The 12,831-nt window shown below is 64.9% G+C and carries 10 protein-coding genes; 3 read left to right on the forward strand and 7 right to left on the reverse strand.

Going from position 1 to position 12,831, the window contains the following annotated elements:
- The first annotated feature begins 43 nt into the window (after window positions 1-43).
- The 3 genes from XH93_RS31970 to corA all read left to right on the forward strand — a co-directional run bounded on the left by XH93_RS31970 (window position 44) and on the right by corA (window position 3,282).
- Window positions 44-232 (forward strand): hypothetical protein, encoded by a 189-nt coding sequence (locus XH93_RS31970; RefSeq protein WP_194470505.1) that lies wholly within the window; start codon window positions 44-46, stop codon window positions 230-232.
- A 281-nt stretch (window positions 233-513) separates the two neighbouring features.
- On the forward strand, window positions 514-2,073 hold the full coding sequence (locus tag XH93_RS31975; protein ID WP_194470506.1) for a calcium-binding protein: 1,560 nt from the start codon (window positions 514-516) through the stop codon (window positions 2,071-2,073).
- Between the two features lie 192 nt (window positions 2,074-2,265).
- Complete coding sequence (corA, locus tag XH93_RS31980; RefSeq protein ID WP_194470507.1) at window positions 2,266-3,282, forward strand: magnesium/cobalt transporter CorA; 1,017 nt, start codon at window positions 2,266-2,268, stop codon at window positions 3,280-3,282.
- Between the two features lie 272 nt (window positions 3,283-3,554).
- Here the strand turns inward: corA and fdhF are convergent, their stop codons facing one another.
- From fdhF to mobB, 7 genes are all read right to left on the reverse strand, one after another.
- Window positions 3,555-6,320: a formate dehydrogenase subunit alpha gene (gene fdhF, locus XH93_RS31985; protein WP_194470508.1), complete on the reverse strand. Its 2,766-nt coding sequence runs from the start codon at window positions 6,318-6,320 to the stop codon at window positions 3,555-3,557.
- A complete protein-coding gene (locus XH93_RS31990; RefSeq protein WP_194470509.1) occupies window positions 6,317-8,023 on the reverse strand; it encodes an NADH-ubiquinone oxidoreductase-F iron-sulfur binding region domain-containing protein in 1,707 nt (568 codons plus the stop codon). The genes fdhF and XH93_RS31990 overlap by 4 nt, the downstream gene beginning before the upstream one ends.
- A gap of 191 nt (window positions 8,024-8,214) precedes the next feature.
- Window positions 8,215-8,469 (reverse strand): hypothetical protein, encoded by a 255-nt coding sequence (locus XH93_RS31995; protein WP_194470510.1) that lies wholly within the window; start codon window positions 8,467-8,469, stop codon window positions 8,215-8,217.
- A gap of 104 nt (window positions 8,470-8,573) precedes the next feature.
- Window positions 8,574-10,226, reverse strand: coding sequence for an OFA family MFS transporter (locus tag XH93_RS32000; RefSeq protein WP_194470511.1), 1,653 nt, complete (start codon window positions 10,224-10,226; stop codon window positions 8,574-8,576).
- 322 nt (window positions 10,227-10,548) lie between these two features.
- On the reverse strand, window positions 10,549-10,815 hold the full coding sequence (locus XH93_RS32005; RefSeq protein ID WP_139863901.1) for a sulfurtransferase TusA family protein: 267 nt from the start codon (window positions 10,813-10,815) through the stop codon (window positions 10,549-10,551).
- A gap of 45 nt (window positions 10,816-10,860) precedes the next feature.
- Window positions 10,861-12,114, reverse strand: a complete 1,254-nt coding sequence (gene glp, locus XH93_RS32010) for a gephyrin-like molybdotransferase Glp (RefSeq protein WP_194470512.1) — start codon at window positions 12,112-12,114, stop codon at window positions 10,861-10,863.
- Window positions 12,115-12,123: 9 nt separating this feature from the next.
- On the reverse strand, window positions 12,124-12,651 hold the full coding sequence (gene mobB / locus XH93_RS32015) for a molybdopterin-guanine dinucleotide biosynthesis protein B (protein ID WP_194470513.1): 528 nt from the start codon (window positions 12,649-12,651) through the stop codon (window positions 12,124-12,126).
- Between the last annotated feature and the right edge of the window lie 180 nt (window positions 12,652-12,831).

Here is a 12,831-nt window from a genome sequence, read left to right on the forward strand (position 1 = left end):
TATTCCATGAAGCCTCATGCGAGAGATGGCAGGGAGAGCCCGCATGCCAAACGAAGCCGCCAATGCAATCGAAGCCGGAATCCGGTCCGCCTTCACCGCATATTCCAGAGACGACGACCCGGATTGGCGGAGTTCGTGCTGGATCAAGCCGGATGAGTGCTCGCACCTGGCAGCGAGCATTTTGAAGGAGCTGGCGGCCAGAGGCTTTGAGATCGTCAAGAAGCCGGCTTGAGCCGCTGATCCAGCAATATGTTGGCGCCCGGTGCGCCGCGTGAAACATCACAAAAAAATCGCGGCTGTTGCCGAAGCCGTTTCGCGGCCGGCGTCGGCGACGCGGTGACTTGTTTTGTGGGGTCAAACATTTGATGTTTGCGGCCAAAGCGGCCATGCCGAGAACGATCCGATTGAAATTCATACTAAAGAGACACAATTGCACGTGTCGACAAGGCGGCATGATCGCCTCATAATTGCGGCCGCGCATCGCGACAACCGGATGATCCAGCGCCAGCCGCCTTGCTTTTCTGGCGGGCGCCCGCCCGGCCGCATTTTGGAGTATTTGGAATAATGTACATTGAAGGAACCGACGGTCCCGACGTCTTCACCCCGTCCTATGGCGATGTCGTCTACGGGCGTCTGGGCAATGATACGGTCCAGGTGGGCGGTGGCGTCTGGATGGCGTACTCGAACTATAGTTACGCGCTCGATCCGCCACGTTACAACCTCTTTGCGGATATCGATGGATCAGCGGTATTCACCATCTCTTCGGTTTTTTATGACTACGTCACTCTACCTCCGCCCGGTCCGCAGACGCATGTCTCGGCTGTGACGATGTACGGGGTTGAGAACTTCAGCTTCGTGGGCACGCATGATCCGGCGCCGCCGGGCCAACCTTACTTTCCCTACTATACGGTTTATGGAACAGATGATGTTCTGACGATCGGAGACCTGTCGTCGACAGCGCTGACAGGGCAAGTCTATTTCGACGGCGGATCCGGAAACGATCTTCTCGACGCGCATGCGACGGGGACCGCGATCTTCGCGTTGGGTGGAACGGGTGGCGACACGCTGATCGGCGGATCGGGCAATGACACGCTACTCGGCCAGGATGGCGTCGACGTGCTCTATGGCGGAGCGGGTAACGACACGCTCTATGGTGGGGATGGCAACGACACCCTGTTCGACAGCGGCGGGTTGAACACGCTGGTCGGGGGCGTCGGCGACGACTATTATTCCAGCAGCAACGGCTCGGACACGATTTTCGAGCAGCCAAACGAGGGCTACGACACCCTCACGACCACGGCGACGTTTGTCGTGCTGGCGCCCAATGTCGAGAAGCTTTTCTATCTAGGGCCAGCAGACTTCATCGGCATCGGCACCGCCGGCGACGACTGGATTCAAGGGAACACCGGCAACGACTATCTGATCGGTCTCGACGGCAACGACACGCTGTACGGCGGCGGCGGTTCGGCAAATACGCTGCAGGGCGGCAAGGGAGACGACACCTATCTCGTCGAGAGCCCCGGCGACACGCTGGTGGAATTCGCCAATGAAGGCCATGACACGGTCCAGACCACCCTCACTCAGTTCACGTTGCCGGCCAACTTCGAGGATTTGCTCTATTCCGGTACGTTCAATTTCACCGGGACCGGCAATGCTGCCGACAACCTCATTCGGGGAGGTACTGGCAACGACCTCCTCTACGGCGGTGCCGGTAACGACACGCTGATCGGCGGATGGGGCGGCGACGAACTGACCGGCGGCAGCGGCGCGGATCATTTCGTCTTCACGACCACGAACGACGGCGTCGACCTCATTCACGACTTCAACCGCGCCGAGGGCGACAAGATCGACGTCTCGAAGATCATGAGCTTGCTCGGCCCGGTCGGCGCCGATCCGTTCACCAACGGCGTGCTGACATTTGAGCCGATCGCTTCCTTCGGCAGCACCGGCGTGCCGGCGACGCGCGTCGTGCTCGATGTCGACGGATCAGCCGGCTTCTTGAAGCCAGGCACATTGTTCGTCGCAATCGGCAGCACCACGTTGTTCGACCACAGCGATTTCATCATCGCGTAGTACCGGCTTGCGGCGACGGACGCGTCTAAAAAACCTGTAGGAATCGGGGCGTCTCCACAGTAAGGCGCCGCGCACGGCACGGACCGCAAAGCGGCCCGTGCGCGTTGACGGCGGCCTATTCGGTGCTATAGCCTCGCGAGGAACAAATCGCCGCAGGGCGGGTTCAAAAAACTATCGACAAGGGTGGACGCCATGAACCTCGTATCACCGGGCGTCGTAACTCCGGAGCCGGTCACCAGCGATGGCGTGATCGCGGCCGGCGTCTATGTCGAAGGACGGCGCGTCGCCAACATCGCGATCGACGAGGCCGCGAGCTGGCGCAACAAGCCCGACCACGTGGTGTGGATCGGCCTGCACGAGCCGGAGACGGCGCTGCTCAAGAGCCTGCAGCGGCAGTTCGAACTCCACGACCTCGCGATCGAGGATGCCGACCACGCCCATCAACGGCCGAAGATCGAGCAGTATGGCGATGCGCTGTTCATCGTGGCGCGGACCGCGCAGCTGGACGGCGAGAGTATCGCGTTCGGCGAGACGCATCTGTTCGTCGGCGAGGGCTATCTCGTCTCGGTCCGCCATGGCGCATCGACGTCCTATACGCCGGTCCGCGAACGCTGCGAGAGCTGCCCGCGCGCGCTCGCCCGCGGCGAGGACTACATCCTCTATGCGATCCTCGATTTCATCGTCGACAACTACTCCCCGGTGATCGAGACCATCCAGGACGAGGTCGAGGCGATGGAGGCCGAGGTGCTGGCGAGCGCGATGACGCGGGCGCAGATCGAGCGGCTCTATCTGTTGCGGCGCGACCTGATGCGGTTGCGCAATGCGGTCGGACCGCTGGTCGAGGTCTGCCGCAGGCTAGAGCGCGACAACCTGCCGATGATCCGTCCGACGATGCGTCCGCTGTTCCGCGACGTCACCGACCACGTTCGCACCATTCAGGAGCAGATCGACTCGCTGCGCGAGGTGCTGGCATTCGCCTTCGAGGCGAGCCTCTTGGTCGGCCAGGCGCAGGAGACCGCGATCTCGAAGAAGCTCGCCTCTTGGCTTGCGATCGTCGCGGTGCCGACCGCGATCGCCGGCATCTACGGCATGAACTTCAAGAACATGCCGGAGCTGCAATGGGAATACGGCTATTTCGCCGTGATCGGCGCGATCGTCGCGATCTGCACCCTGCTGTTCTGGCGCTTCCGGCGTTCAGGGTGGTTGTAACTGGCTGTAGGTTGAGGCGCCTGACGCCTCATCATCATTCTCGCCCGGGGCTTACCCCTCTCCCCAACCCTCCCCCGCAAGGGGGGAGGGAGCCCGACCAGCGTGCTCACCTGACGCGGCATCACCGCTTTCGCTCTGGCTCGTTGAGAGAGTTAGGAGGCCACCGGCGGAAGGGTTCCCTCCCCCCTTGCGGGGGAGGGTTAGGGAGAGGGGTGGCCGCACGGCGTCCTCTCTCGACGGCTCGCGTCAGCAACGCCAACCGCCGCCGTCCCCTACTCCGCCGCCGAGCGGAACTCCGCCTTCTCGGCGCGCACGGCGCAGAACTTGAACTCGGGGATCTTGCCGAACGGGTCGAGCGCCGGATTGGTCAACAGGTTCGCGGCCGCCTCGGCGTAGCAGAACGGCATGAACACCATGTTCTCCGGCACGTCGCGGTCGGCGCGCACCTTGACCTCGACGGCGCCGCGGCGGGTCTCCAGGCGGATGAAGTCGCCGGGTGTGAGCCCCTTCTTGCGCATGTCCTTCGGCGTCATGAACGCGACCGCCTCGGGCTCGATCTGGTCGAGCACCTGGGCGCGACGCGTCATCGAGCCGGTGTGCCAGTGCTCGAGCACGCGGCCGGTCGACAGCACCATCGGATATTCGTCGTCGGGCAGTTCGTCCGGCGGGATCACCTTGGCCGGCACGATCTTGCCGCGGCCACTCTCGGTCGGGAAACCGGTGGTGAAGATGATCTCGTTACCGGGCTTGTCGGGATCGTCGACCGGATAGGTCACCGCGCCCTCGCGCACCAGGCGCTCCCAGGTGATGTTCTTCAGCGACGGCATCAGCTCGGCCATTTCGGTGAAGACTTCGCCCGGCCCCGCATAATTCCAGGGCAGCCCCATCCGCTTGCCGATCTCCTGGATGATCCAGAGATCCTGCCGTGCGTCGCCCGGCGGCTTGATCACCTCGCGCGCGAGCTGCACGCGGCGGTCGGTATTGGTGAAGGAGCCGGACTTTTCGGCGAACGCCGAGGCCGGCAGAATGACGTCGGCGTGGAACGCGGTCTCGGTGACGAACAGGTCCTGCACCACGAGGTGATCCAGCCTGGCCAGCGCCTCGCGCGCATGCTGCAGATCCGGATCGGACATCGCGGGATTCTCGCCCTCGACATACATGCCGTGGATTTCGCCGGCATGGATCGCGTTCATGATCTCGACCACGGTCAGCCCGCGAACCGGATCGAGTTCCTGGCCCCACAGTTTCTCGAAGGCGCCGCGCATGTCGTCGCGGCCGACCGGCTGATAGTCCGGCAGGAACATCGGGATCAGGCCGGCGTCCGAGGCGCCTTGCACGTTGTTCTGGCCACGCAGCGGATGCAGCCCGGTGCCGGGGCGGCCGACCTGGCCGGTGATCAGCGCCAGCGCGATCAGGCAGCGCGCATTGTCGGTGCCGTGGACGTGCTGGCTGATGCCCATGCCCCAGAAGATGATCGACGATTTTGCGCGCGCATAGGCCCGCGCCACCTCGCGCAGCGTCTCCGCGGGAATGCCGCAGATCGCCGACATGCGCTCCGGCGTGAACTCCTGGATCTTGGCCTTCAGCTCCTCGTAGCCCTCGGTATAGCCGGCGATGTACTGCTCGTCGGTGAGGCCTTCGGTGATGATGGTGTGGATCATCGCGTTCAGCATCGCGACGTCGCTGCCCGGCTTGAAGGCGAGGTGCTGCGTCGCGTGGCGCGACAGCGACTGCCGGCGCGGATCCATCACGTACAGCTTGGCGCCGCGCTTGGCGGCGTTCTTGATGAAGGTCGCGGCAACGGGATGGTTCACGGCCGGATTGGCGCCGATCACCCAGATCACCTCGGCGTCGGCCGCGGCGGCGAACGGCGCCGACACCGCGCCGGAGCTCAGTCCCTCGAACAGCGCCGCCACCGACGAGGCGTGGCACAGCCGGGTGCAGTGATCGACATTGTTGGAGCCGAAGCCGGTGCGCACCAGCTTCTGGAACAGATAGGCTTCCTCGTTGGAGCCCTTGGCCGAGCCGAAGCCGGCGAGCGCCTTGGCGCCCTTCTCGTCGCGGATCTTCTTCAGGCCATTGGCCGCGAGATCCAGCGCCTCTTCCCACGTCGCCTCGCGGAAATGGGTGTAGGGATTGGCCGGATCGACCTGGTCGTTGGCGTCCTTCTTGACCCCGGGCAGCCGCACCAGCGGCTTGGTCAGGCGGTTGGGGTGATGGATGTAGTCGAAGCCGAAGCGACCCTTGACGCAGAGCCGGTTGTGGTTGGCGGGACCATCGCGGCCTTCCGCGTAGATCACCTTCTCGTCCTTGACCTCATAGGTGACCTGGCAGCCGACGCCGCAATACGGGCACAGCGAATCCACCTTGCGGTCGGGATAGGTGACGCGGGTCTGCTGGTCGTCGAGCATCACGGAGGGCATCAGCGCGCCGGTCGGACAGGCCTGCACGCATTCGCCGCAGGCAACGCAGGTCGACTCGCCCATCGGGTCGTCGAAGTCGAACACGATCTTGGACTCATGGCTGCGATACGCCATGCCGATGACGTCGTTGACCTGCACCTCGCGGCAGGCGCGCACGCACAGGCCGCACTGGATGCAGGCGTCGAGATTGACCCGCATCGCCGGATGGCTGGCATCGGTGCTCCAGCGCTCCGCGGCCGGAAAGCGGCTCTCGGTGACGCCGGTCTTCTCCGCCCAGTGCCAGAACTTCGAATCCGGATCGTGCGAGGTCTCGCGCGCCGGCTGGTCAGCGACCAGAAGCTCCATCACCATCTTCTGTGCGGCGACGGCGCGGGCGCTCGCGGACTTGACCTTCATGCCGACCGACGGCGTGCGCTTGCAGGATGCCGCCAGCACGCGCTCGCCCTCGATCTCGACCATGCAGGCGCGGCAATTGCCGTCGGGCCGATAGTCGGGCGCCGGCGAGTAGCAGAGATGCGGGATCTCGGTGCCCTGACGTTTCGCGACCTGCCAGATGGTTTCTCCGGCCTTGGCCTCGACCTGCTTGCCGTCGAGCTCGAACGTAATCTTGGTCATTCGGCAGCTTCCTTGAACTCGTCGGGGAAGTATTTAATCACCGATGTCAGCGGATTGGAGGCGGCCTGGCCGAGGCCGCAGATCGAGGCATCGCGCATCGCCTGGCTCAGTTCGTCGAGCAGGGCCCGGTTCCAGACCGGCCGTTCCATCAGCTGCGCCGCCTTCTGGGTGCCGGCGCGGCACGGCGTGCACTGGCCGCAGCTCTCGTCCTCGAAGAAACGCATCAGGTTCAGCGCCGCGAGGCGGACGCTGTCCTGCTGCGACAGGATCACGATCGCGGCCGAGCCGATGAAGCAGCCGTATTTCTCCAGCGTGCCGAAATCGAGCGGGATGTCGTCCATCGACGCCGGCAGGATGCCGCCCGAGGCGCCGCCCGGCAGATAGGCGCGAAAACTGTGGCCGTCGGCCATGCCGCCGCAATATTCGTCGATCAGTTCGCGCACCGTGATGCCCGCCGGCGCCAGCTTCATGCCGGGATTCTTCACCCGGCCAGAAACCGAGAAGCTGCGCAGGCCGTGGCGCTCGTGACGGCCGTGGCTCTTCCACCAATCGGCGCCCTTCTCGACGATGTCGCGCACCCACCACAACGTTTCGACATTGTTGATCAAGGTCGGCAGGCCGAACAGGCCGACCTGGAACGGATAAGGCGGTTTGTGCCGCGGCAGGCCGCGCTTGCCCTCGATGCTCTCGAGCAGCGAGGATTCCTCGCCGCAGATATAGGCGCCGGCGCCGCGGCGCATGTGCAGCCGCGGACCGCCGGCCGGGAGCTTCGCAATCTCGCGCGTCAGAATCTCGCGCGACGCCGGATATTCGTCGCGGATGTAGATGTAGATGTCGGGCGCTTCGACGACATGGGCGCCGATCAGCATGCCCTCGAGGAAGCGATGCGGATCGGTCTCGAGATAGTAGCGGTCCTTGAAGGTGCCGGGCTCGCCCTCGTCGCCGTTGATCGCCATCAGCCGCGGCCCGGGCTCGCCGAGCACCGCGCGCCATTTGCGTCCCGTGGGGAAGCCGGCGCCGCCGAGCCCGCGCAGGCTGGCATCATCGAGCGACTTCAGCAGGTCTTCTTTTGCGAGCTCGCCCGAACGCAGGCGGTTGAGCAACGTGTAGCCGCCGTCGGCGACATAGGCGTCGTAGCCGATATAGCTCGGCAGATGCGCGTGGGCGTCGCCGGCTTTCGCCGTGGCCAGCACATTGTCGACGGTGGCGTGGTCGACGAAATTGTGGCCGACCTCGGCGGCGGGCGCGGTGTCGCAGCGGCCGACACAGGGCGCGCGCACAACGCGGATGCCGGGACCGGCCTTGTCCTGCAGCTCGGCGAGCAGCCGCTCGGCGCCCAGCATCGCGCAGGTCAGGGAATCGCAGACCCGGATCGTCAGCGGGGCGATGTCCGGCTCGCCCTCCTTCACGACATCGAAATGCGCGTAGAAGGTCGCGGTCTCGAACACCTCGGCGAACGACAGCTTCATCTCGTCGGCGAGCGCTGCGAGATGCGCGGCCGAGATCTGGCGATAGTGGTCCTGGATCAGGTGCAGGTACTCGATCAGCATGTCGCGCTGCCGCGGCCGGTCGCCGAGCAGCTGCTCGATCTCGTGCGCGGCGGTCGGATCGACCTGGCGGCCCTTCGGCGTGGCCTTGGCCCGCTTCCGCCCAGCGCCGGGGTGCTCGAAGCTGCGGACCTTGTGAACGTCATCGGTCGTCATCAGGGCGTCTCGTTTCCTGCTGCCAGATCAACAATCTAGCTGTTGGCATACCAGATGCCAAGTAAATTCGAACCGTTCCAAACAGGATTAAGGGGCGCCATTGTCACGCCCCTTGAACCAACGCGTTCCGGACCGGCCGGTTCTCGGGTTCCCGTCTCAGGTCTTCCTCAGGTCTTCCGTCAGATCTTGCCTCAGGTTTTGGTCATGCACTCTTCGATGTAGAACCAGCGGTCGTCGCCGGTGAGGCCCTTCGACTTCACCTCGGCGCGGCAGGCCTTCAGCTTGGGCCTGTTGGCCCGCCACTGCGCTTTCATGGCCTTCAGCTTCTCCATGCTCAGCTTCATCTTCGACGGCTTGGCGGTGGTCGCGGCCGGCGCCGTGGTCTGGGCCGAGGCGGCGTGAAGGCCCAGGGCGAGCAGCGCGGCAGCAAGGCAAATGCGAAACATCGAGATCCCCAGTTCTATTTTTTGTTCGTCGAGAAAAGTCGCGAGAAAAATTCAAAGGCCGCAGGTTGCCTGTGATCGGCAACCTGCGGCAAGGCGCATAGCGGTCAGAGAATTTTGACCGCGCTGAGCAGCGTCATGTAGATGCCCCAGGCCAGCGGAATGCCGACGAACAGCCAGAACAGCGCCGCCCTGGCGTCGAGGCCGCCCTTGCCGATGCCGAACGAGCCGGTCGCGCCATTGCCGCCGGTCGCGGTGGGCTCCTGCAGCTTGGCTACCTCGGCGTCGCTCATGTGCCACTTCGGATCGACCGGCTTGATCAGGTAGTTGCAGATGAAGCCGGCGATCAGCATCGCGCACAGGATGTACATCGTGGTGTTGTAGAGCTGGTCGCGCGGCACACCGGCGGCGAGCTGGAATTCACGGATATAGTTCACCACCACGGGGCCGATGATGCCCGCGGTCGACCACGCCGTCAGCAGCCGGCCATGGATGGCGCCGACGAACTGGGTGCCGAACATGTCGGCGAGATAGGCCGGCACGGTGGCGAAGCCGCCGCCATACATCGACAGGATGATGCCGAAGCCGAGCACGAACAAAAGCTTCGAGCCCATCGCGGCGAAGGTCGGCGCCAGTGCATAGAGCACGATGCCGAGCACGAAGAAGGTATAGTAGGTGTTCTTGCGGCCGATCTTGTCCGACAGCGAGGCCCAGAAGAAGCGACCGCCGATGTTGAACAGCGACAGCAGGCCGGCGAAGCCCGCGGCGATCGCCGCGATCTGCGCCTTCTGCGCGGCGTCGAGCGCGTTGAAGCCGACATTGGGCAGCCCGATCAGCTTGCCGGCGAAAATCTCCTGCAGCATCGGCGAGGCCATGCCGATCACGCCGATGCCGGCCGACACGTTGAGGCACAGCACCCACCAGATCAGCCAGAACTGCGGCGTCTTGTGCGCATTGTCCAGATGGACGTTCTTGCTCGAGATCATCGCGTTCGCCTTGGCCGGCGGGGTCCAGCCCTCGGGCTGCCAGCCGGTCGGCGGGATTCGATAGCGGAATGCGCCGATCATCATGAACACAAAGTAGATCGCGCCCATGGCGAGGAAGGTTTCCCAGACGCCGGCCGTGGTCGGGGTCCTGAAATAGTTCATCAGCCTGTCGGCCAGCGGCGCGCCGATCATGGCGCCGCCGCCGAAGCCCATGATCGCCATGCCGGTCGCCATGCCGCGGCGGTCGGGGAACCATTTCACCAGCGTCGACACCGGCGAGATGTAGCCGAGGCCAAGCCCGACGCCACCGATCACGCCGGCGCCGAGCCACATCAGCCAGAGCTGATGGATGTAGACGCCGATCGCTGCGAGCACGAGACCGCCGCACCAGCACAGCGCCGCGACGAAGCCGGCCTTGCGCGGCCCGACGCGCTCGAGCCAGCCGCCCCAGATCGCGGCGGAGACACCGAGCAGCACGAAGAACAGCGTGTACATCCAGCCCAGGCTCGCGACCTTCCAGTCGCAGCTTGTCGTGAACAATTCCTGCACCAGCGAAATGTCGGGGCAGGCCTTCGGCGCGGTGAGCCCGATCGCGCGCGACAGCGGCAGCCAGAACACCGAGAAGCCGTAGGCCATGCCGATGCAGAGATGGATGCACAGCGCTGCCGGCGGCACCAGCCAGCGGTTGAAGCCGGCGGCCGCGATCGTGCGTTCCTTGTCGAGGAAACCTGCGCCTGCTCCGGATACGGTCCCGGCGCTGCTCATCGTCGTCATTGTAACCTCCCCTGCAGCCCGCTCTCATATGCAGCGGGTCTGCGTCATCGATCCCGTCTAAGCCCCTCGCGGCGTAACCGTCACGGTGTTGCGCCACGAGCTTCCCGGCATGCGCTGGGACCACCACGCGCATTCCGGGAGTCTAACCCTCGGCGCGACCGGCTATGCCCGATCACGCGGCCTAGTCTGGAAACTGGCCCACCCTCGACGACTGCGCACCTCTTCCGGGCGCGGCTGCATCTCCACAGCGTCGTGGAGATTATCAATTGGCGCAGAAGTGGAATAGGTGTCGATAGGTAAAAGGTCGGATCAACTGCGCGTATCAAGTACGCGGCGATGCATTATTTGACTTGTCTATCGTGCCATTCGTCTTCTCAATCAAGAACACGATGCGCGCGTCGCTGCGTTCGGTGATCTCGACCTTGTCGCCGGTCTCGCGAATGAGATTGGGGATATCGATCACCGAGAGCGGATCGGTGCAGTGCACTTCGAGGAAATCGCCCGGCGTCACGCTCTTCAGCGCCTTGCGCGTCTTCAATGCCGGCAGCGGGCATTTCAGGCCGGTGAGATCGAGCTTTGTCGTGGTCATGAGCCGACCATGACGGAGCATTCCGGCATCGTCAACGCGAGGCCTTCACAACAGACTTGCATACGACAGGAAGCCGACCATCTGCCCCGGCTCGACCCGCGTCACCTGCTCGCCCAGTTCGACCAGCCCGTCGGTGTCGACCAGCGACGACAGCAGCCCGGCGCCTTCGCGCGGAAACTTGACCGCCTCGCGCGCGCCGTCGTCCGCCTGGCGCAGGCTGACGCGGACATATTCGCGGCGCGCGATCTTCTTCTTGTAGCTGAAGGCGGCGCGCACCGGCAGCGGCGCCAGCGGCTCCTGCCGCGCGCCTGACAGCGCCAGCGCGGTCGGGCGCACCACATGGACGAAGGTGACAAAGCTCGCCACCGGATTGCCCGGCAGCCCGATCAGCGGCGTGCCGTCGATGATGCCCATCGCGACCGGCCGCCCCGGCTTGATCGCCATCCGCCACAGCACCAGCTTTCCGACCGCCTCGACGCCGGCCTTGACGTGATCCTCCTCGCCGGTCGAGACGCCACCGGTGGTGAGAATCAGATCATGGCTACCTGCAACCCTCTGCAGCGCCGACGCCAGCGCTGCGCGCTCATCGCGCAAGATCCCGAGATCGCTGACCTCGCAGCCGAGCCGGCGCAGCATCGCCATCAGCATGAAGCGGTTGGAGTCGAACAGCTGCGGAGCGGCGCGTACCTCGCCGGGCGAGACCAGCTCGTTGCCGGTGGAGAACACCGCAACCCGCAGCCGCCTGACCACGGTCAGATTGGTCAGCCCGAACGCCGCCGCCAGCGCCACATGCTGTGGCCGCAGCCGTAGCCCTTCCTGCAGCGCAACATGCCCGAGCGGAATATCCTCGCCGGCCGGGCGAACATTGGCGCCCGCCTTCAGTCCGGCCGGCAGTACCACCTTGCCGCCCTCGAGCCGAACATCCTCCTGCATGAACACGGTGTCGGCGCCATCGGGCATCGGCGCGCCGGTAAATATCCGCATCGCCTCGCCGCGCTTCACCGCCGCCGGCGCCGAGGTGCCGGCCTGGACGCGGCCGGACAGCGGAAACGCCTGTGCGTCCGCCGCCGGCAGATCGCCGCTCGCCACCGCGTAGCCGTCGACCGCAGAGTTGGTGAAGGGCGGCAGTGGCAACGGTGCGGCGATATCGCCGGCGAGCACGCGGCCATCGGCCGCCGCGAGCGCAACGGTCTCGGTCTCGACCACGCGCGTGACGCGCTCGGCGATCAGGCGCACCGCCTCGTCCACCGACATCATCGGTCCGCCAAAGGCAAAGCAATCGTCGGACAGTTGCGCCATTCCGCCTCGTCAGCTCCCGGCCGAAGCCACGTCCAGCACGTCCTCGACGGCGATCGCGGAGCGCAGCATCAATTCCGCCACCTCCTCGATGTCGTCGAGATGGGCGATCGGCAGCGCCGTTTCAACCGCGACATCGCTGGCGATGCCGACGATGCTCGCATCGTCGGGAAACAGCAGCGGCTTGCCGTTGCCGGCGCGATGCACCTCGATCTTGTTGATCGGCTCGCGCTTGAAGCCTTCGACCACGACGAGGTCGACCGGCGCCAGCTTGGCGAGCAGTTCCGGCAGCCGCGGCTCGGCGGCGCCGCGCAGCTCGTGCATCAGCGCCCAGCGCCGGGTCGAGGACACCAGCACCTCGGTCGCGCCGGACTGCCGGTGCACCCAGGAATCCTTGCCCGGCACGTCGACGTCGAATTCGTGATGAGCGTGCTTGATCACGGAGACGCGCAGGCCGCGGCCGAGCAGATACGGGATCACCCGCGACAGCAAGGTGGTCTTGCCGGCACCGCTCCATCCCGCGAGGCCAATCACTTTCATTCGAACTCGATCTCCATAACGGAACCCGCTCTCACCCCGTCATTGCGAGCGAAGCGAAGCAATCCACCTATCCGCCCGCGGAGGCATGGATTGCTTCGTCGCTTCGCTCCTCGCAATGACGGCCTCTGGCCGAGGTTTCATTCTATTCTTCACATGCTTATATCGGCTCTGAGCCCTTGT

Origin of the sequence: Bradyrhizobium sp. CCBAU 51753 (genome assembly GCF_015291565.1) — a bacterium.
Taxonomy (GTDB): domain Bacteria; phylum Pseudomonadota; class Alphaproteobacteria; order Rhizobiales; family Xanthobacteraceae; genus Bradyrhizobium; species Bradyrhizobium ivorense.